Consider the following 20,614-nt stretch of genomic DNA (forward strand, 5'->3'; position numbering starts at 1 on the left):
ATTAAGAAGAAAGAGGTATGCTTACATAGAAAGTAGTGCCCTCACCTTCTTTACTCTCAAACCATATCTTACCTAAGTGGGCCTCCACTATTTGTTTTGATATGGATAGCCCCAAACCAAAAGGTTGCTCTCCTGAAGTACCATAACGTTTTGCATCGGTAAATATGTCAAATATCTTACCCTTTATACTTTCAGGAATACCGATACCACTATCCTTTACTGAGAACAGAAAATGTTCATTTTCTTGTGCTAGCTCAACTTTAATAGTAGTATTATCTGGGCTAAATTTTATTGAGTTGGTAATAAGATTACCAATAACTCTTGAGAACTTGTCACTATTAATACGAGCAGATAAATGATTATCAGGTAGCCTTAGATCTATTAGTTGTTTTTTCTCTGCGGCCCTAAACTTTATAAGGTCTACCCTATTCTTTACTAAAATATTTAGATCTACCATCTCCTTCTCCAACTTATCAGCCTGCAGCGTTGCTATCTCTAAAAGGTCATTAGTTAAGGTTAATGCATTTTGACATGAGTTTCTCAATAAACTAAGATACTCCTTTTGTTCTTCAGTAAAATCATCTTTATCCTCTTCTAATAGATCTATCAAAGCTATTGCAGAGTTAACAGGGCTTCTCATATCATGAGAAACAGCCTTTAGAATCCTATCTTTTTCACTATCAGCAGCTTCCAAATCATCAAAAGCTTCTTTTATTTTAAGTTTCTGATGATTTATTTGGTGATTCATTTCCTGCAAGGTTCTTATATGCTTCTTAGTTCTTCCAGAATTTCTAAACACAAGAATGGCTATTATAGAAGCTAAGGCAGCTATGATCAGTGCTATTGCTAAAGATATTTTTCTAAGATTTGCCGATTGCTCTAAAGAAGCTATTTTATACTCTTTGCCTAAATTCTTTACATTATTATCAACATTGGCTAATGAAAAATTGATTCTTGACTTATGTAGAGAGTCCAGGCCATTTTTATACGCTTTGTAATAAACAAAAGCATTAGCAGGGTTATTTTTAATTTCACAATAGGTGCTCATAGCGCCATTCCATCTTACCCATACAGTATAATTATATAATGTATCATTAATACTTTTTACTAAGTCTAGTAGCTCTTTTGCTTCTTTCAACCTATTATTTTGTAAGTAAAAGTGACTGAGCTTGATTCTTGTATATTGAGCATCTGTTAGATCATGACCTATTTTTTCATTTGTATTGATGCTGTTTAATAGCATCTCTTCAACGCCTTCTACCTTTCCCTGCTTTACATATATACCTGCAAGGTTGCCGTTTATCACAGCAATAGCTACATCTGCCAACCAATGCTTTGTATTTGTAAACCTCTTGTAATTGCTTTCTATATATCTAATCCCTTCTTTATAATAATAAATAGCACTATCATACATGTTAGCCTTTTCATAGCAAAGACCAATATTATTTATCGTTTGTTGCTGGCGCAAGAAGCTTCCAAAATTATCTATACAACCATTACTTTCATCAAAAGCTCTTTTAAAGTAAACAGCCGCATCTTCATAATGCTCCGTAGAATAAATAATATGACCTGTCCTTAAATAATAGTACCCAATAGCGCAACGATCACCATACTCTTCAGCCAAATACAACACCTTGTAGTAGTATTCATACGCTTCATCAAGATTACCTTTCTTCAACTCAATATCTGCCTTAAAAAAGTAGGCCCATATATAGTTATTGAACCAAAAGTTGGAGGGGTCGTTTTCTTCTAATAGATTTATTATTGTATCACAGTACTTATTAGTTTTATCGTTGTCGTTAAGTCGCTCATAAGTATCTGCATAGACGTAATACATATAATACTTGTCAGACAAGCTCCTGTTTATATATATACCTCTAATGCTATCTATGTAAGCAATAGCAGCTTCATTCCCTTTAGTGTTCTTTATCTCATTAATAGCGTCTACAGCAATATCAACAAATACTGGAGTATCTTCTTTAGGCCGCGGCTCTAACCTATTATTACAACTGGCAAAAAAAACAGATGCCAGAACCAGTACAAATAAGGAATTTAGAAATTTGAAGGATTTACACATAAAATACAACTCAGTATATACATCTACGACAGCACAATGTAGCATTTATTATATATAGTATCAATGATTTCTATTTCTTAACTTTGCCAACCTTATTGGCCCCGTAGTTCAATGGATAGAATAGAAGTTTCCTAAACTTTAGATCCAGGTTCGATTCCTGGCGGGGCTACTACCCTTTTTATTTCATACATACTCAGGCACTTCTGACCATTTAGTCATAGAAACATAAGTGTAGATTCGATCAAAAGCTTATATCAATTCTAACTATAGTTCACCTTACACGACAGTCTATAGTTTCTCGTAATTTTGTTACTCCTATTAGCACAGATCAACACTAGTAACGATGGAAAAATTTAGAAGTATTAACCCTTATAACAATCAAGTTATTGAAGAGTTTGAAACATATAGTGAAAGTGATATTAATAATGCGATTGAATTAGCCGACAACACATACAAACAATGGCGTTTAACCAGTTTTGAAGAACGTAGCAAGCTGTTCAAAAAGGCTGCCAATATCCTAAGGGAGAGAAAAGACAAATATGCCCGAAGTATAGTTTTAGAAATGGGCAAACCCATCACACAAGCACATCTTGAAATTGAAAAATGTGCTATGGTTTGTGAATACTATGCTAACAATGCTGCAAACATGCTCAAAGATGAGGTGGTGCCTACTGATGCGGAAATGAGCATGGTGAAATACCACCCGCTAGGAACTATACTGGCTATTATGCCGTGGAACTACCCTTACTGGCAAGTATTTCGTTTTGCAGCACCTGCATTGATGGCAGGGAATGTATGCTTATTAAAACATGCGCAGAATGTTATTCGTTGTTCTTTAAATATTGATGAAATATTTAAAGATGCAGGATTTCCTCATGGTGCATTTCAAAGCCTGATCATTACCTCTGAACAAACCGTCGGTGTTATAGAGCATAAAGCTGTAAAAGCTGTAACACTTACCGGTAGTGAACGTGCAGGCAAAAGTGTAGCTGCAACAGCAGGAAGAAACATTAAAAAGACAGTATTGGAACTTGGGGGCAGCAACGCTTTTGTGGTACTCAGTGATGCTGACCTTGCGGATGCTGCTAAAGTGGGTACTACTGCACGAATGGTGAATACAGGGCAGAGCTGTATAGCTGCTAAACGCTTTATTGTAATGAGAGATGTGGCAGAAGCGTTTACACAACTTTTAAAAGAAAACATACAGGCATTGCAACTTGGCAACCCTCTTGATGAAACAACAGGAATAGGCCCGATGGCGCGCTTAGACCTAGCAGAAGCACTTGACAAACAAGTGCAAACTTCAATAGAAAAAGGAGCAAAACTACTAATGGGAGGCAAAAGGACAGCAGCGACTTACCTGCCTACCATTCTTACGGATGTGACTCCAGGCATGCCGGCATTTGATGAAGAACTTTTTGGACCAGTAGCTTCAATAATTGTAGTAGATAGTGTTGAAGAAGCGCTAAAATTAGCCAACAAGAGCAATTATGGTCTTGGAGTTTCAGTTTGTACCAAAAATGCTACCCATGCACAACTGTTTATTGACCACTCTGAAGATGGGGCTGTTTTCATTAATTCTTTAGTTAAGTCAGACCCTAGACTACCATTTGGCGGTACTAAAATTTCAGGATATGGTCGTGAGCTGTCAGAACACGGCATCAAAGAGTTTGTAAATATCAAGACAGTATTTGTAAAAGGGCTTAGTCTATAGATAGCCGAACATAAAATTGTATGAATGTAAAAAGCCCCAAATATGGGGCTTAATTTTTTTGGCGGAGGGAGAGGGATTCGAACTTAATTCCCCTACCTAGCAATACTTTCTACTACCTTATAAATATTAGGTCACCAATTAAAGAACTTTTGAATACCAAATAATGGTACGAACTAACTTAGAATTACACAATATTATTACCTTATCTTCCCGCAACTAACCGTAAAATACGGCTATCAACTACACGCACTCTATAAACATTTCAACAAAATTCAACACAATGCTTTTTAGTTTAGCTTTCTATTTCAAGTCTGCTATGATAGATTTAAAGCTTTCTAAACCAGCCTCAATATTTTCAATGATATCATTTGCTAATACATCAGGATCAGGTAGATTATCTAAATCCGCTAAGGAGTCATCTTTTATCCATGATATATCTAGACTTGTTTTGTCTCTAGCTATTATTTCATCATAAGTAAATTTCCTCCAACGTCCTTCTTCATTGTCTTTGCTCCAAGTTTGCTTTCTTTTATTGAGATTATCCGCATTATATTTATCTACAAAATCCTTTAGATCAGCATAGCCCATCTTACTCTTTTTGAGCGTATGATGTATGTTGGTACGATAATCATATACCCAAACCTCCTTAGTCCATGCTGTTTTGCTGGCAGGCTTATTGTCAAAGAAAATAACATTTGCCTTTACACCATTAGCATAAAATATACCTGTAGGCAAACGTAGTATAGTATGCAGATTTGTTGTTTCTAATAGCTTCTTACGAACTGTTTCACCAGCACCACCCTCAAACAATACATTATCAGGCACTACAACAGCTGCTCTACCATCAGACTTGAGCATAGATTTAATATGCTGCACAAAATTGAGCTGTTTATTACTTGTAGTCACCCAAAAGTCTTGACGGTTGTAGGTAAGGTCTTCTTTCTCTTGCTCTCCTTCCTCATTGGTAAAAGTCATGCTACTTTTTCTACCAAAAGGAGGATTAGCTAGAACATAGTCGTAATGAGTACTCTCTTCTGATATAAGCGCATCATTAGGCGATATGAAGCTCTCACTATTAATATCACCTATATTGTGTAGGAAGAGGTTCATTAAGCCCAAACGGCGTGTATTGGCTACGATCTCATTACCATGAAAGGTGCTGAGCTTTAAAAACTGTTTTTGTTCTTTGTCTAAGTTTTGCTCAATCAGATAGTCATAGGCAGCAAGAAAGAAACCACCTGTACCACATGCGGGGTCGGCAATGGTTTTCATAGGCTCAGGCTTTAAACACTCTACCATAGCCTTAATTAGCGGACGAGGTGTAAAGTACTGCCCTGCTCCACTCTTCGTATCTTCTGCATTCTTCTCCAAGAGGCTTTCGTAAATATCTCCCTTTATATCAGAGCCCATCATTACCCATTGCTCCTTATCTATCATCTGTACTAAACGATAGAGCTTGGCAGGGTCTTGAATTTTTGTTTGGCTCTTGGTGAATATCTGTCCCAATGTACCATCTTGCTTGGCTAAGGCTCTTAGAAGCTTTGCATAATGTGTATCTAGCTTATCCCCTTTTAGCTTGCTAAGGCTCTCCCAATTATACTCCTCTGGTATACCGATCTTTCTATTATGCGGTGGCTTGCTATACTCATCTGCCATCTTTAAGAAGAGTAGATAAGTAAGCTGCTCCAGATAATCTCCATAGCTTACACCATCGTCTCGTAATGTGTTACAAAACGACCATACCTTTGTTACTATTGTTGCTGTTGTCATTTATTATCAATTATTTGAGCTTCAGGACTAATCCAATCAAAATGTAAATCATACTCAGTGTTAGGAAAACTTAGCCTAACCTTATCTTCTAGTTCCTGCTTAATAGTTTCATAATTATTGATTTTTACAGAACTATATGCATTCCAACTTTTATCATCCTCATTTCTATTCATATCAAAAAACAAGGGGCATGTAAATTTCTCCGCATATAACATTTGCCAAACGTATGGCATGAGCCCCATGTGAACCGCATAATTGCAAAACTCAAATACCTTTTGAAGTAACTTTATATTTACGCCTTCAATATTTATACTCTCTTTTTTTTCAAGCACAAAGTCGAAGAAAAAATGATGTTTTACAAATACCTTTTGCCCTTTCTTATCATAAAAATCACCTAGCCCTAATATTCTTCTCATCTTCAATTCAAGTGTTTGCCTAAGAGACACTGCAGATAGAATCAAAGCAAACTTATCATCGATTACCTTTTTTTCAAACGTGCAATTATATAAAAGCTGCATTGTTCCATGAAAATGCCATCTTGAAATTTCCACATTTGACTTCCAACCATTAAAAAATGAATAACCATCTTCCTCTTTCCCTCCTACATAATTTGCATATGGTATTATATCATACAACAAAGTACTTATCAAATAGCCATACTTTTTCACACCTCGATAATCAAAAATATTTTCTTTTTCCATTTTGTGTTTTATTTCAGAAAAAGAGTAATAAGCTGCCGTAAAATGATCCTCCACATACTCATTGACAACAAGTTCCGAAGCTTCATGTTTAAGCTGCATAAATATCTTGTTAGCTAAATGCTCATCAGTTATTTTCTTATTACGAATAATTGTATTCAGCCTTCTTAACTCTTTTTCAGTTAACTCAAAAGCCTTTTTCGCGGATATCCTTTTAGGATTGCTATGATAATTTTTTCCGCTAGATTTATCTAATAATACACCTATGTATTCTTGCGATATATTTTTACTCATCTGCTTCATAATTCACATTAGGATAGTAATCTGCATATTTTATTCCTTCAATATTATCTCCGGCTACATTTTTTATTAAATGATAAAATGTAATCATCCTACTTTCATTTTTATCATCTTCAGGCAGTAATTCCCACTTCATACCGAGAGTTGAAACACTATTAATAAACAAAAGAACTTGTTCATAGGTAGATAATTGAGCCCTTAATGTTTTACCATAATAGTATTTCTCTTCCTCTAATAATGAATTATTAGAATTAATAAACTTGTAACACTGAAACAAATGACGGAAATAATGCCCTAATCTATGCTGATGTCCATCATAGTATTTATACTTATTCTTAATTAAGAATAACCTGTAAATAAAACTTCCAACACTATTAAAATAATCTTCTTCAACATTTTCATCTATAGTATCCGCAGTTAGTACACCTTTAATTATTTCTTGTAAGTACTGATATGAATAGTTTTGTAGTTGCTCCCAACTATTAAAGTCGCTCACGTTCTCTTTTTTCGGTTTGCACTGAAAGTAACGTATCACGCCATTAGTAAAGTCACTATTATACTTCCCTTCAAATCTATTTTTTAATATTGCTGCCCCTTCTTGGCCAACGCCAAAAAAAATGATACTGTATGTGATGTCAATCAAAGCAAGCTCTATAATATCGAGATCATCATTAATGCTATTTTTGATATTATTTAAATCAGCCTTGTAGCTATCGGTTAAAAGAGAATTCAAATCTTCAGTAGATGTATAGGCTTTCAATTCTTTGTAGCATTCCGTAAATTCACGATAAATCACTCTAAATACCTTTCTGTTTTTTGATTGAGAAAACACTCCCGATTGACTATTATGTTTCGTATAGCTCATCTCTGCAACATTATCTCTATGGAGTTTTAGCAATTCAAAAAAATTATTCTCGAAACGCTCTCTACTAAAACTAGCAGTTTGCTTATTAAGGGTTAGGTATAACAAGAAAACACCTGCAAGAGAAAAAAATGTACCAATGACACCTCCAACGAAATCCCCGAACTGTCCTGTTTTTTCAAGGTCAGGAATTTCAGACTCTCTAGGAATGTGATAACCATTACCTGCTTTTACTAATACATGGTATAAAATAGCTAAACCCACGAAAATGCTAGCACCTGCAAAAAACCTCCACAATACATTACCATAAGTCTTGTAGGTTTTTTGTTCTTCATTGGTTAGTTTCATCTATAGTATAGTTTTCATGTTTTACACCAGCTTACCCTCAAAGGCTTGCTTGAGTATACTCTGGCGGAGCGACTCTGCTTGGGCGAGGCTGGTGGTGATGGTTTCTTGTAGTTTATCTGCCACACTTAGGCGGCTTTCTATTTCTTGGACTATGTGAGATTGTACATCTTGTGGTGGCAAGTAAATTTCAGACGTTTTTATTTTCTTTAGTATTATCCTTTTGATAGCTGTACCCGACATTTGTCCGATTATGTTCCGTTTACCAATTGGACTTTGAATGTAGTATTTCAAAAATGCTGGAGACAACTTTGAAGAATCAGTCTTAAACAAGCATACGCTTGACAATAAAGCGAATGGTTCTTTTAGTGTATTCAATGTTACATGTCCTGTATTTATACCATCTTTTGTTAGTAATACATCTCCATATTCAGGGTTGCATCTATTATATATAGTATCAAAGAACTCTTTATCAGTATATATAACTTTTGACATTTCCATGCGATCATTCCTTATATTTTTTGCTGTTATATACAGATATCTATTCTTTCCAGGTTGATCAAATTGATTCTTAGGAGAATAATGAGAACCATCTTGTATTTTATTACATACATCTACCAGCCTTACCCACTCCCAGCCTTGGGGGAGCTCTCCGTCTTTTACATTTTTGTTGGTGAGCTTGCCTTCAAAAGCCCATTTAAGTACACTCTGGCGGTAGGTATCTAGCTGCTGCTGTGCTGTTTTTAGCTGTGCTATACCATTATCTAGCTCACTAAATAGCGTTTCTATTTTTGCGACTATGGCTTCTTGGATTTTTGGAGAAGGTGTTGGAAAATCAGCCTTTTTTAAGAACTGGAAGTGTCTTGCATAACCCTTATCAGGAATCTTTACTACATGTAATAAGTAGAAAAAATATTTAGGGTTTACGCTACCCTTAGGCTTTAAAACTTTAACCCCATCTGCACCAGCAATAAAATCAAAGGTTATATATTTTTTAACTTTCGTATGGTCTCCATATACAATATATGGCGGATTACTCGGGACTATATATTCTTCTTTATCAGAATAACCCCCAATTATCTCTTGTCCTTGATCCACTACAGGGAATTTACCATGAGATAAATACTCCTTTTGTTTTAGCTTGATTTTGTTTACTGAAATTGTATCACAAAGGTCATTCAAATGTTTTATGTCCCATCCTTTTGGCAATATCTTTGTCTCTTCGCTCATCTTATGCTGCTAGTACCTCGTTTAGTTCGTTTATAATATCGTCTGTCTTATCGCCAAATAGCTGCCACATTTTGCCCAGCCCACCCTGTGAATTAAAGGGGCTTAGCTCAAAGTCTTCTTTATCTATATTAAAGCTATTGGCTACATGGTCTTTTATCATGCGTAGCCATAGCATCTGCTCTTCGCTATATTTTAGCTGCCCTGCCTGCTGGGCAAATACCCATTCTTTAAAGTTCTTATCCACCGTTTTGCTATAGGCTGTCAGTTGGCTATCTATACCACATACCCTACGCACTAAGGCTACCAGTGCGGTTAGCTCTGTTTTAGGGCTACCATTCACCTGCTCTAGTTGCTGGTAAGCACTCCATACCCGTAGCGGCGCTAGTGTGGGCTGGTCTTGCTGTAGCTTTTGCAGTAGCTCTTTTATCATCTTGTAGGTAAGCTCCCTACGGCGGTAGGGTTGCCCGTAAAATATCTGTAGGGCTGTTATCTCATCTTTGTGTTTTTCTATCCACACTGTTAGGCTATCTACGGTTTGCTGTGCTTGCTGGTCGTTATCTCGCTCCCAGCCTAAGTGTGTTACCGTGTCCATGTTCACCTCATCTATTATCTGGTCGTGCACACGGCGCACATGGTCTATATATTCATTCAGCTCCCCGTTAAACACCTTAGCTGCATTTACCAATAGTTGCTCCTTGGCATTGGCTAATAGCTGCTCTTTTTCTTGTGGCGATTTTGCAGCATGCTCTCGCTCTATCTTTTCAGCAAGGTCGTTTAGCGTATCGGGGTTGTGGGCGTTGAGTAAGTTTTTAGCAATATCGTTCAGCGCCAGCCCTTTGGTCTTTTCTTGCAGCTGCGTATGCTCTTGCTCGGTTAGCTGTTTATCTAGCCTCAATAGCCTATTGGCTAGGCTGGTAAACACATCTTCCTCCGTATTGCCTACGGCTACAGCTTGCAGTAGGTCTTTTAGTGGCACAGTAGGTTTGCGCTCTAGAGGTCGGCTATCGGTCTTCACACTCTTACTCACGCCTATAGCATCTACTATTACAAAATGGTCTTTGGTATAGGTAGCACTCGGGGTTACTTTCTTTAGCTCATCTATCGATACTACTCTTGTACCTCTACCTTTCATCTGCTCAAAGTAGTTACGGCTTTTTACATCGCGCATAAAGAGGAGTATCTCCAACGGCTTTACATCAGTACCCGTTGCTATCATATCTACCGTTACGGCTACGCGAGGGTTGTACTCTGTTCTAAACTCTGCCAGTGTACCCTTAGGGTCATCAGCACGGTGAGTTATTTTCTTGCAAAATTTATTCTCTTCTGCAAACTCCTCCCGTACTATTTTTATTATGTCATCAGCATGGCTATCCGTCTTAGCAAATATGAGCGTTTTGGGTAGCTCCTTCCTATTGGGGAACATCCCTTGCCAGTTGTCTTTAAATGCTTTTATAATGGTGCGTATTTGGCTAGGGTTTACCACGTCTTTATCTAGCTGCTTAGCAGAGTAGGTAATGTCTTCATCTAGCTGTGTCCAGCGTTTGTGTCTAGTGAGCTTTTCGCGCCTGTCTACATACTGCCCACGCCATATAGCACCCCCTCTTTTAGAAATTTGTGTTTCTATAAGGTATACATTGTAAGGCACTAACACGCCATCTAGTAAGGCGTCTTCATAGCCATAGTTACTTACTACGTTTTGATTAAAATAGCCAAAGGTTCTATTATCAGGCGTAGCCGTAAGCCCTACCTGAAAAGCATCAAAATAATCCAACACCTGTCGCCACACATTGTATATACTCCTATGGCACTCATCTATCACTACAAAATCGAAAAACTCAATCGGTAGTTTCTCATTATAGACTACTGGTGGTGGCTCTTTTATCTCTAAGGTTCTTTCGTTGGGGTTCTCTTCCTCTAGAGCTTCGTCTAGGTCTTGCTCTTTTAGTATAGAGTATAGGCGCTGTATGGTGCTTATATATACTTGGCAGTCTTGCGCCAAATGTCTGCTTTGCAAACGTTGTATAGAGTAGAGCTCTGTAAACTTTCTATTATCATCATTAGGCAGGTACTTCATAAATTCCTGCTCTGCCTGCTCCCCTAAATTTTTGGTATCTACTAAGAATAATACCCTTTTAGCATCGCTATGTTTCAGCAAACGGTATATAAATGAAATAGCTGTAAATGTTTTACCTGCCCCCGTAGCCATTTGTATTAATGCCTTAGGTCTTGCCTCTTTAAAAGACTGTTCAAGATCTGTAATAGCGTTTACTTGGCAGTCTCTTAAAGAGGCGGTATTAAGGTCTGGTAGTCGTTGCAACCTTTGCCTTAAAGACGCTTCATCTTTTACCCACTCCTCAAGTGTCTCTGGTCGATGAAAAGTAAACACGCTTCTGGAACGCGGCTTTGGGTCTCTATAATCGGTAAATTGAGTAATTACACCCGTACTCTCATACACAAATGGCAGAGGGCCGTTGTTTAGATGTTTCAGCTTAGCCACTGAATAATCATGAGATTGATCTTCATGTACTGTTAAACGAAACCCTTCATCTTCGCGCTTAGCTTCTATAACACCAAATGGCTTTCTATTTACAAACAACACATAGTCTGCTGGTCCTACATCGGTTTGATATTCCTTTACAGCTATTCCTTTATTAGCAGATAAATCTATCTTCTTATTATCCTGCACCAGCCAGCCACTAGCCTGCAAAAGCCTATCTATATTATCACGAGCTAATTGTTCAGGATTTTGGTTCATAATGTGGCTAAAACACCAACAATAATACAAAAATGCTCATTCTAATCATACAGGGTGAAAACACCCTTATTGTGCAAAAGCCAGCCTGAGAACAGACCAGCCCCTATAAACCCTATCACCATGAAAACATTATAAAAATAAGCTAATAATAGACACTATGTTCTTAATAAAATGTGAATGAAGACACTAAAAAATATAATGTTTTGTCAAGTAGTTAAACATAAAATTGTAAACATTTGTCAACATCCTCATCCTCACGCGCGTACAAGTCTTAAAATTACTTTAGGCTTAATAAACACTAGTAAAATACTGCTCTATTTTACAATCATTACTCAATGTATAATTAAACTATATACCGTAGAACAACTGTATAAACGCCATTTATATTAGTAGATGCCTTCATAATACTATGCTGCTTTAGTCTCTTTCTGCTGCTAATACTCATATCTCAACTTTGGCTCAAAACCAATACTTTCCATCATATCTTCCTTTATTACCTGTGCTACATTCTCTTCCTCTCTCTTTATCAGTTTGACTACTTCATCTACCTCAGGCAATAACTATTTAAATATACGTTTAGCTAGTGCGTCTTTACCTGCCTATCCAAGAATTAGTATCTTTTTGGCAGAATTGATTGCAAGAAAAAACCCCACAAACCTAATGTTTGTGGGGTTTTGAAAGCTTTTAACTTTTCTGATGCGGAGGGAGAGGGATTCGAACCCCCGGACCTGTGACAGTCAATAGTTTTCAAGACTACCGCATTCGACCACTCTGCCATCCCTCCGAGCGCAAAATTATATAAGCTGATGGATTTTCAAAAACAATTTTATAATAATGTTATATTTTTTAAACCTCAATATTAAGACCAACATCTAAAAGCCTTTATTGGCCGTATATGTTAAAGAAATAACAATAGTATTTATCAATGAAAGTATTAAGCCCTTGACTCGTCTATACTATAAATTTGCAACTATGATCAAAGTAATCAGATATGCCGTATTATTATTTTTATCCATTATACACTTAACCGCTTGTGCTCAAAAAAGCGGTTACAACAACTCAAAGACGTTTAAAGAAATGAATACAAATACAGAAAAAGGAAAAGAAGTAGGCATTGCTACATTTGCTGCCGGTTGTTTTTGGTGTGTAGAAGCACAGTTTTTACAGCTAGACGGGGTGAACAAAGTAGAGTCAGGATACATTGGCGGCCATGTAACCAGCCCTACCTACAAGCAAGTGTGCACAGGAACAACAGGCCATGCTGAAGCTGTAAATGTGTATTACGATACTGACAAGCTAACTTATGATGAGCTACTAGCTGCTTTTTGGACCACCCATGACCCTACCCAACTTAACAGACAAGGTAATGATGTTGGTACTCAATATCGATCTGCTATATTTTATCATAGCAAGGAGCAAAAAGAAAAAGCAGAATACTATAAGAAGAAACTTGATGAAGAAGGTGCATTCAATGGACCAATTGTAACAGAGATATCCGAATATGACACTTTTTATAAGGCAGAAGACTATCATCAAGACTACTACAATAACAATAGCAACCAAGGCTACTGCACCTTTGTAATAAAACCCAAACTTGAGAAGTTTAAAAAAGTCTTCAAAGACAAACTAAAAAACTAAGCAATAAATAAAGGCTGCCAATAGGCAGCCTTTATTCTTATAATGTGCGGCAGAGGAGATTCGAACTCCCACGTCCTTGCGGACACAGCGACCTCAACGCTGCTTGTCTACCAGTTTCAACACCGCCGCTTGAGGATTGCAAATGTAGTTTGAAAATTGAAAAACTGAAAACTATCTTCTAAGTATGATGCGAAAAGTAGTTCCAACACCCACTTCCGACTCCTTTACAAATATAGACCCATGATGGTAATCTTGTATAATACGCTTTGATAATGATAAGCCTAAACCCCACCCTCTTTTCTTTGTAGTAAAACCCGGGTTAAATATTTTCTTTGCTTGGTGCTTGGGTATGCCCTTACCATCATCACTTACATCTACGATCACTTGTTGGGGTGTATTGTTTACTTCAATAACAACACTTCCTTTTCCTTCCATAGCATCTAACGCATTCCTGATCAAATTCTCAATCACCCAATCCCATAAAGGTCCATAAATATTAACTAATACCTCTGGCTCCTCCGACTTCAAGGAAATATCCACTTTGGCTGGTGCCCTCTTCTGCATATAACCTACCATGCTCTCCAATCTACTAATAAGGTTCTCCTCTACCATATTGGGCACACTACCTACCTTTCCAAATCTGTCAGCCACTAACTTTAAGCGGTCCAGATCTTTTTGCATTTCATTCACTGCCTCATGGTTCTTTTCATCATCTTTCAAAAGCTCCAACCAACCTTCAATAGAACTAAGCGGAGTGCCTAACTGATGAGCTGTTTCTTTGGAAAGCCCTACCCAAACTTGATTCTGTATAGATTTATGCGCAGTGCTTAGGGCTATAACTACAACCAGTAAAAAAAGTATAATTATACCCAGCTGTATAAATGGGTAATACCTTAGCTGTGTTAATAAATAAGAATCTCCGTAATAAACATAGTTGCGTCCTAGACCAAAACCCAGATCTGCCACTAGCGGTTCTCTTAAATTCTTCAGGTCGTTATAGGTATCTTCCAGATACTTTGCACCGTTGTTGGAGCGAGCTGTATCTATATTTTTAAAGTCAATGATATTTCCTTCTTCGTCGGTAATAATGAGCGGGATGGTAGTATTATCAGAAATAAATTTGGATACGAACGTCACATCTTGCTCGGGTGCGGCTTTATTTATAGTTATGAACCCATCCACCAATTTTTCTACCTCCTTACGTTCTTCAATAGCTAATTTGCTAGCTAGCTGATTGGTATAATAGAGGGATGCACCAACGATACATACTGCTATAATGGTTAAATATGTTTTCCAATTAAGATATTGCTGCATATACGACTCAAGATAATAACCAATTCTTGGTAAAAATATTATGATTTTGAACGAATAACCACTATTTTTGGCGACGGAAATTCGTTTTTCATGGAGATGCAACACAACAATCAGGATAACACGGTTGAAAACCCAGCAGACATTGAACTAAGTAAGCCTTCAAAGTCTCGTTTTCTTTTCATATTATTTTTCTTTGGCTTTTTCATCTTTGCGTGGTCTGGCTGCTACAGATTATACCAAGATAGCTACAAGAGCAACGAAGACATAGAAGTACCTGATAATACTAAGTATAATCCTAAGTATAAATAATCATTTGCGTTAGCGATGATTATTTGCGATTCAGATACAGCTGTCGTTATTCTCAGCTATAATGGCAAGCAATGGCACGAGCAATTTCTTCCATTAATTGTATCTGAGTCTAACACAAAATATGATGTGGTACTGGTAGATAATGCATCTACAGATGATACTTTGCATTATATCCAATCCAACTTTCCTACTGTAAAAACATTACAAATAGCCATTAACAAGGGTTTTGCTAATGGCTATTACGAAGCGCTTAAGCAAATAGAAGCTAAATACTACGTATTACTTAGTGCCGACTTTGAAGTGACTCCTAACTGGTTCTCCCCCTTGATAAACGCAATGCAGCTACATGAAGGGCTAGCTGCATGCCAGCCTAAGATACGTTACTGGAAACAACGTACACATTTTGAATATGCTGGTGCGGGAGGTGGTTTCATGGATAAATGGGGGTACTTATTTTGTAGAGGTCGCATATTTAATGACCTGGAAGAAGACAAAGGGCAGTATGATGATGATATAGAAATATTTTGGGCTTCTGGTGGCTGCCTTATGGTACGTGCAGATCTATATCATAAAGTAGGTGGTTTAGATAAAGACCTATATGCTCATATGGAAGAGGTAGACCTCTGCTGGCGATTAAAAAACGCAGGCTACAAAATTGGCTATATAGGTCAATCTACAGTGTTTCATGTAGGTGGCAGTGTGATAAGCTATGGTAGCCCACAAAAGCTTTTTTATAACTTCAGGAACAACCTTGTTTTACTACTTAAGAACGAAAAAGCGTCTAAGCTTCTGTGGCTCATACCATTACGCCTCGTATTGGATGGCATAGCAGGCCTACAGCTACTACTTTCAGGCAATATAAAAGGCTTCTTTACAGTAATAAAGGCACATTTTAGCTTTTATGGCGGTTTGCGAAAATGGCTTAAAAAGAGAAAAGATGCACAAAAGCATATTATGCATCCAAACACAGCAGGGATATACCCCAAAAGCATTATTTGGCAATACTTTGCGCTAAGAAAAAAGACCTTCCCAAAACTGAACTGGGACACCAAAAAGCTGCATTAATAGCACTCACCGACCATATTACGTCATTCACCGACTAGTATATTTTTCTTACCTAATAAGGATACCCATGCCTTGTTTACAATACTATCTTTACATCATTAAATAAATAACTATGTCAAACCAAATAAGTAACAGAAGAAAAGGTCGCTCTAGCAAAGAGGGAGACAAGAGGTGGTTCGGGTTTGCAGTTTTATTAGTAGGTGCTGTTATCTTGCTAAGAAAGCTTGAGCTTTTAAATTTTAATATAAGAGAGTTTTGGCCTATCATTCTCATAGCCGTAGGTTTACTAATAGGTATTAAAAACAAGTTTAGAAATAATGCCCCTTACATTTTGATCGCTATCGGCGTATTTAAACTAATACCTGAGTTTACAATATTGGGAGTTAGCTCTGCCACCCTAGCACTACCCGCTGGCTTAATGCTAATAGGTATATATATTATCTTTAAACCTCAATCAAAAAAAAAGGGTGGATGCTACAAAGATATTGAAGCCAACACCAACGACAGTGACCTTGTAAATGTTGATGTAACCTTTGGGGGAAGAAAAGAAATTGTAACCTCAAAAACCTTTAAAGGAGGCGATGTTAATATCACATTTGGTGGTGCTGAGATCAACTTACTACAAGCTGATAATATAGATGGAGCGCCTATGGTTTTGAATACCAAAGTTGCCTTTGGCGGTGTTGAATTGATCATCCCTTCTGATTGGGATGTAAAAAACAATATAGACCCAAGCTTTGGCAGCTTGGAAGACCATAGAAGTATGTATACTGGCAGTGCCAGCACAGAAGATAAGAAAACACTTGTTCTTAACGGTAGCTGCACATTTGGAAGTATTGAAATCAAATCATATTAAAACATTAGCCATAAAACATCTGCAATGAACGCATACGTCGCACAAATAATTTTCAGCATCAAATGTTCTGAAGTAAAATCGGAACAATACGAAGAACAATGGAGGGTACTTTTTGCCGAAGATGATAGAGAGGCCTTAAAAGAAGCTAAAAAAATAGGCGCGGCAGAAGAGTCTACTTTTATAGACAGACACGGCAGACCTATAACCTGGGTTATGGTTGCAGTAAAAGACCTGCAACAAGTAGACTTAAAACATGGAGCTCAACTATTTTCAATAATAAAAGAAGTATCACCGGTAACCTCACCAGTTTGGGCTAGTTAAATAAAGTATTTGGCTACAAGAAGAACATATAATAACTGGCTGCTACCATCTTTCTCATTATTCATTGTAATAATGCAATTTGCGCTGCTCTACTGTTTTTATGAGCAGAGTTTTGAGTTTGCATTAACAGATAGCCTTATATCACTAGTACTATTACCATTAACGATTCTTTCTGTTACAATAGTTATAAATAACTACCCCACTAAAGTTGGGATTCTACTCTATTCCATAATAATAGCTACGGTTCTTAGTTTTATTGCAGAATACATCAACGAATTTATCATTAGAATTATTGTAGCGCCTGATGATAAAGAACTACTCACCTTCTTGTCTTATTCTATGCCGATCAGGTATATAGCCATATGGCTACTATGTGCATGGACAGCTACTTATGCCGCACTTACAAAGAAAAACACGGCTCTTGAAAAAAAGTTAAATGAACAAAGTGATGCCAACATGCTCTTAAGAGAAGCTGAATTGTACAAACTTCGTCAACAACTTCAACCTCACTTTCTATATAATAGCCTTAACTCTATCAACGCACTAGTATATACCTCTCCTGACATGGCACAAGAGATGACGGGTAAACTATCAGACTTTTTACGTAGCTCTATTAACAAGGATGCTAAAGAGAATATCCCTATTAAAGAAGAGCTTCAATACATCCAATCATACTTAGATATAGAAGCCATACGCTTTGGCAACAGACTAAACATAATAACTAAAAACGATGCCAGCGAAACTGCCACAATACCGCCTTTTTTGTTACAACCTATTTTAGAAAATGCTGTAAAATATGGTGTATATGGCAATACCGGGCGTATCAATATTGAGATCAATATCACACAAAAAGCTCACCTTTTAATAATAACTATTACAAACCCCCATGATGTTGAGAGTAAGCCACATAAGGGGACAGGCTTCGGGCTAAAAGGAATACAAAGACGACTGTTTTTAACCTATAATAGAACAGACCTACTACAAACAAACGCTAAAGACGGAATATTTGAAACTATAATCAAAATACCTCAGAAAGATGTATAAAGTAATCATTATAGAAGATGAAATGCTAGGCAGACAGCTATTGCGCTCTCTATTGGAAAACTATGCTGAATTTAATGTAGTAGCTGAATGTGAGGATGGATTTGAAGGGTTTAAAAAGATTCAAGAATTATCTCCAGACCTAATATTCCTAGACATTCAAATGCCTAAATTAAACGGGTTTGAAATGCTGGAATTACTAGAAAATCCTCCTGCAGTTATTTTCACTACGGCTTTTGATGAATATGCGCTAAAAGGGTTTGAAGCTAATGCAATTGATTATTTACTAAAACCTATCACAAGATCGCGTTTTGATGACGCTATACAAAAATCGCTTAGCAAACTAAACACCAATACTGGCACTAATATAGAAACGCTAACGGAAAATAAAATGTTTGAAGGGTTTCAGCGAAGAATAGTAGTAAAGGACAAAGGACAAATAAAGATCATCCCGTCTCAAGACATCCTCTACATTGAAGCTAATGATGACTACATCAAAGTAGTGACGGCAAATGGTAGTTTTTTGAAGAAATCAACCTTAATGAACATAGAAAAGAACTTCGACCCTAAGCTATTTGTTCGTGTACACCGTTCTTATATTATTCCTATCAGCCAGCTATCTAAAATAGAACCTTATGGTAAAGACAGCCATATTGCCCTACTCCATTGCGGAGAAAAGATTACGGTTAGTAAAAGTGGTATGACAAAACTAAAAGAGGTCTTAGGATGGTAATCCTATTCTACTTTTGAAGATATATCAGGCAGTTTACTCAGCCTGAATTTTACTAACAAATAGCCTCCAAAACCACAAAAAAGTGCAGTAATAACTCTTATAGGATTTGATGTTATGAAAACCAATACATTATCCTGACTATAACTGCCATTATAAAACAACCCAAACATCAACAACCAACCCAATACTTCTCCCAAGAAAAAGGCACCAATAGACAATAATGCCCAAGCCATGTTATTATAGCCCTTATTCTTGGCTTTAATACCATTTCTGTATCCTAAAAAGATACTTATTATAATATCCATAAACTTTATATACTCTTCATAAACTCTGTAACGCTATCCATAACATGTGCTATTTGTGCATCGTTAAGGCCATGATGACATGCTAACAACATACCACCGCGCATTACTTTGTCTGACTCTGGAGCGCCATCTTTACTACAACGATATTCTACATTCTTGAAACCTGGCTGTCTCATAATATTTCCAGTAAAGACAGTACGTGTCATTATATTTCTTTTCTCTAAGAAAATTTGCAGATCTCTTCTTACAAAAGGAGCCGTATCTTTTATGGTAACTGCAAAAGCTAACCATGCTGTTCTTGAATTTGGGAACTGTTTTGGCAAAACGAAATACTCTTCATACTGCTCGAAGAACTTCCTCATTTTGGTGTAGTTAGCTGTTCTAGTATCTATATTGCTAGCTAATTTATCTAACTGAACAATACCAAATGCAGCACCCATTTCCGACGGCTCAAGGTTGTACCCAGGCTCTTCAAATACAAATTTTGCATCGTAAGGGATACCATCAACCTCTACATTGAATCTATTTTCTATCTTCTCCGATTCTACAAATAGAGAAGAACTTCTACCCCAACTTCTTAATAGCCTTCCTCTATTATAAAAAGCCTCACCATTTACACAAAGCATTCCACCATTACCTGCACAGTTGATAATATGAGAACCATAAAAGCTTGTAGTACTCATATCAGTATATCTACCTGAAGAAGCATTGTCAACCTCTGCTCCTAAAGTATCAGCTGAGTCTTCTAGAACGAATAAGTTATGCTTATCAGCTATCTCTCTTAGTTGTTTCCAGTTAGGTAAATTACCCATAAGGTTTGGTATGATCATAGCCTTAGTTTTTGGCGTGATCATTTCTTCCACTTTATTAGCATCTATATTATAAGTCCCTTCCTCTACATCTATAAATACTGGCACCCACCCTTTTTTAACTTGTGGTGCCACAGTTGTAGAAAATGTTAGTGCAGGTGTAATTATTTCCGAACCTTTTTCATAGTCCATCAGCTCAGCTGCCAAATACAACGCAGAGGAACCACTGTTGACCATTATGCCATATTCCTTGCTATACAGCTTAGCCACACGCTCCTCCATTTCCCTTACATGCTTACCCATTTGGGTAGATGTTCTCAACACTTTTACAACCGCTTCTATCTCCTCTTCACCATGTACTGTTTGGCCATAAGGCACGCTTATATAATCTGTCTGTTGCATTTTATTAAAATTAGAATACGAATGTAAGTGATATGAGGCAAAAAGTTACGTTAATGCTTTCAGAAAAAAA

18 protein-coding genes and 3 tRNA genes are annotated in these 20,614 nt (G+C 37.0%); 9 read left to right on the forward strand and 12 right to left on the reverse strand.

Going from position 1 to position 20,614, the window contains the following annotated elements; all coding sequences use genetic code 11:
- Position 1: 1 nt before the first annotated feature.
- On the reverse strand, positions 2-2,122 hold the full coding sequence (locus R2800_06200; GenBank protein ID MEZ5016627.1) for an ATP-binding protein: 2,121 nt from the start codon (positions 2,120-2,122) through the stop codon (positions 2-4).
- Between the two features lie 52 nt (positions 2,123-2,174).
- On the opposite strand from R2800_06200, the gene R2800_06205 reads away from it, so the two are divergent.
- A tRNA-Arg gene (locus R2800_06205) sits at positions 2,175-2,246 on the forward strand.
- 174 nt (positions 2,247-2,420) lie between these two features.
- Complete coding sequence (locus tag R2800_06210; protein ID MEZ5016628.1) at positions 2,421-3,791, forward strand: NAD-dependent succinate-semialdehyde dehydrogenase; 1,371 nt, start codon at positions 2,421-2,423, stop codon at positions 3,789-3,791.
- Between the two features lie 300 nt (positions 3,792-4,091).
- Here the strand turns inward: R2800_06210 and R2800_06215 are convergent, their stop codons facing one another.
- The 7 genes from R2800_06215 to R2800_06245 all read right to left on the reverse strand — a co-directional run bounded on the left by R2800_06215 (position 4,092) and on the right by R2800_06245 (position 12,535).
- Positions 4,092-5,561: a class I SAM-dependent DNA methyltransferase gene (locus R2800_06215; protein MEZ5016629.1), complete on the reverse strand. Its 1,470-nt coding sequence runs from the start codon at positions 5,559-5,561 to the stop codon at positions 4,092-4,094.
- A complete protein-coding gene (locus tag R2800_06220) occupies positions 5,558-6,562 on the reverse strand; it encodes a hypothetical protein (GenBank protein ID MEZ5016630.1) in 1,005 nt (334 codons plus the stop codon). Before R2800_06220 ends, R2800_06215 begins: the two co-directional genes overlap by 4 nt.
- Positions 6,546-7,769: a putative phage abortive infection protein gene (locus R2800_06225; GenBank protein ID MEZ5016631.1), complete on the reverse strand. Its 1,224-nt coding sequence runs from the start codon at positions 7,767-7,769 to the stop codon at positions 6,546-6,548. The genes R2800_06220 and R2800_06225 overlap by 17 nt, the downstream gene beginning before the upstream one ends.
- Before the next feature lie 21 nt (positions 7,770-7,790).
- A complete protein-coding gene (locus tag R2800_06230) occupies positions 7,791-8,996 on the reverse strand; it encodes a restriction endonuclease subunit S (protein MEZ5016632.1) in 1,206 nt (401 codons plus the stop codon).
- Between the two features lies 1 nt (position 8,997).
- Complete coding sequence (locus R2800_06235; GenBank protein ID MEZ5016633.1) at positions 8,998-11,751, reverse strand: type I restriction-modification enzyme R subunit C-terminal domain-containing protein; 2,754 nt, start codon at positions 11,749-11,751, stop codon at positions 8,998-9,000.
- A 434-nt stretch (positions 11,752-12,185) separates the two neighbouring features.
- Positions 12,186-12,308, reverse strand: a complete 123-nt coding sequence (locus tag R2800_06240) for a hypothetical protein (GenBank protein ID MEZ5016634.1) — start codon at positions 12,306-12,308, stop codon at positions 12,186-12,188.
- A gap of 142 nt (positions 12,309-12,450) precedes the next feature.
- Positions 12,451-12,535, reverse strand: a tRNA-Ser gene (locus tag R2800_06245).
- A gap of 188 nt (positions 12,536-12,723) precedes the next feature.
- On the opposite strand from R2800_06245, the gene msrA reads away from it, so the two are divergent.
- Entirely contained in the window at positions 12,724-13,389 is a 666-nt protein-coding gene (msrA, locus tag R2800_06250) for a peptide-methionine (S)-S-oxide reductase MsrA (GenBank protein MEZ5016635.1), read from the forward strand.
- Between the two features lie 45 nt (positions 13,390-13,434).
- Here msrA and R2800_06255 read toward each other — a convergent pair.
- Both R2800_06255 and R2800_06260 read right to left on the reverse strand, forming a co-directional pair.
- A tRNA-Leu gene (locus R2800_06255) sits at positions 13,435-13,518 on the reverse strand.
- 42 nt (positions 13,519-13,560) lie between these two features.
- The gene (locus R2800_06260) at positions 13,561-14,703 is read right to left on the reverse strand and encodes a HAMP domain-containing sensor histidine kinase (GenBank protein ID MEZ5016636.1); all 1,143 of its coding nucleotides are present in this window, start codon (positions 14,701-14,703) and stop codon (positions 13,561-13,563) included.
- A 90-nt stretch (positions 14,704-14,793) separates the two neighbouring features.
- On the opposite strand from R2800_06260, the gene R2800_06265 reads away from it, so the two are divergent.
- The 6 genes from R2800_06265 (at position 14,794) to R2800_06290 (ending at position 19,028) form a co-directional block, all read left to right on the forward strand.
- Entirely contained in the window at positions 14,794-15,012 is a 219-nt protein-coding gene (locus R2800_06265) for a hypothetical protein (protein ID MEZ5016637.1), read from the forward strand.
- 15 nt (positions 15,013-15,027) lie between these two features.
- On the forward strand, positions 15,028-16,077 hold the full coding sequence (locus R2800_06270) for a glycosyltransferase family 2 protein (GenBank protein ID MEZ5016638.1): 1,050 nt from the start codon (positions 15,028-15,030) through the stop codon (positions 16,075-16,077).
- 112 nt (positions 16,078-16,189) lie between these two features.
- Positions 16,190-16,933 carry a DUF5668 domain-containing protein gene (locus tag R2800_06275; GenBank protein MEZ5016639.1) on the forward strand — a complete coding sequence of 248 codons (744 nt, stop codon included), beginning with the start codon at positions 16,190-16,192 and terminating at the stop codon, positions 16,931-16,933.
- A 24-nt stretch (positions 16,934-16,957) separates the two neighbouring features.
- The gene (locus R2800_06280) at positions 16,958-17,254 is read left to right on the forward strand and encodes a DUF4288 domain-containing protein (protein ID MEZ5016640.1); all 297 of its coding nucleotides are present in this window, start codon (positions 16,958-16,960) and stop codon (positions 17,252-17,254) included.
- Positions 17,255-17,263: 9 nt separating this feature from the next.
- Positions 17,264-18,298 carry a histidine kinase gene (locus tag R2800_06285; GenBank protein MEZ5016641.1) on the forward strand — a complete coding sequence of 345 codons (1,035 nt, stop codon included), beginning with the start codon at positions 17,264-17,266 and terminating at the stop codon, positions 18,296-18,298.
- Entirely contained in the window at positions 18,291-19,028 is a 738-nt protein-coding gene (locus tag R2800_06290) for a response regulator (GenBank protein ID MEZ5016642.1), read from the forward strand. Before R2800_06285 ends, R2800_06290 begins: the two co-directional genes overlap by 8 nt.
- Before the next feature lie 2 nt (positions 19,029-19,030).
- Here the strand turns inward: R2800_06290 and R2800_06295 are convergent, their stop codons facing one another.
- Positions 19,031-19,333 carry a hypothetical protein gene (locus R2800_06295; protein MEZ5016643.1) on the reverse strand — a complete coding sequence of 101 codons (303 nt, stop codon included), beginning with the start codon at positions 19,331-19,333 and terminating at the stop codon, positions 19,031-19,033.
- 5 nt (positions 19,334-19,338) lie between these two features.
- Positions 19,339-20,544, reverse strand: a complete 1,206-nt coding sequence (locus R2800_06300; GenBank protein MEZ5016644.1) for an aminotransferase class I/II-fold pyridoxal phosphate-dependent enzyme — start codon at positions 20,542-20,544, stop codon at positions 19,339-19,341.
- Between the last annotated feature and the right edge of the window lie 70 nt (positions 20,545-20,614).

It is taken from the genome of Flavipsychrobacter sp. (assembly GCA_041392855.1).
GTDB lineage: Bacteria > Bacteroidota > Bacteroidia > Chitinophagales > Chitinophagaceae > UBA5543.

Coding starts and splice junctions, on each gene's coding strand:
- R2800_06200 (MEZ5016627.1), bottom strand. CDS start 2,122: ATGCTACATTGTGCTGTCGTAGATGTATATACTGAGTTGTATTTTATG.
- R2800_06210 (MEZ5016628.1), top strand. CDS start 2,421: ATGGAAAAATTTAGAAGTATTAACCCTTATAACAATCAAGTTATTGAA.
- R2800_06215 (MEZ5016629.1), bottom strand. CDS start 5,561: ATGACAACAGCAACAATAGTAACAAAGGTATGGTCGTTTTGTAACACA.
- R2800_06220 (MEZ5016630.1), bottom strand. CDS start 6,562: ATGAAGCAGATGAGTAAAAATATATCGCAAGAATACATAGGTGTATTA.
- R2800_06225 (MEZ5016631.1), bottom strand. CDS start 7,769: ATGAAACTAACCAATGAAGAACAAAAAACCTACAAGACTTATGGTAAT.
- R2800_06230 (MEZ5016632.1), bottom strand. CDS start 8,996: ATGAGCGAAGAGACAAAGATATTGCCAAAAGGATGGGACATAAAACAT.
- R2800_06235 (MEZ5016633.1), bottom strand. CDS start 11,751: ATGAACCAAAATCCTGAACAATTAGCTCGTGATAATATAGATAGGCTT.
- msrA (MEZ5016635.1), top strand. CDS start 12,724: ATGATCAAAGTAATCAGATATGCCGTATTATTATTTTTATCCATTATA.
- R2800_06260 (MEZ5016636.1), bottom strand. CDS start 14,703: ATGCAGCAATATCTTAATTGGAAAACATATTTAACCATTATAGCAGTA.
- R2800_06265 (MEZ5016637.1), top strand. CDS start 14,794: ATGGAGATGCAACACAACAATCAGGATAACACGGTTGAAAACCCAGCA.
- R2800_06270 (MEZ5016638.1), top strand. CDS start 15,028: ATGATTATTTGCGATTCAGATACAGCTGTCGTTATTCTCAGCTATAAT.
- R2800_06275 (MEZ5016639.1), top strand. CDS start 16,190: ATGTCAAACCAAATAAGTAACAGAAGAAAAGGTCGCTCTAGCAAAGAG.
- R2800_06280 (MEZ5016640.1), top strand. CDS start 16,958: ATGAACGCATACGTCGCACAAATAATTTTCAGCATCAAATGTTCTGAA.
- R2800_06290 (MEZ5016642.1), top strand. CDS start 18,291: ATGTATAAAGTAATCATTATAGAAGATGAAATGCTAGGCAGACAGCTA.
- R2800_06295 (MEZ5016643.1), bottom strand. CDS start 19,333: ATGGATATTATAATAAGTATCTTTTTAGGATACAGAAATGGTATTAAA.
- R2800_06300 (MEZ5016644.1), bottom strand. CDS start 20,544: ATGCAACAGACAGATTATATAAGCGTGCCTTATGGCCAAACAGTACAT.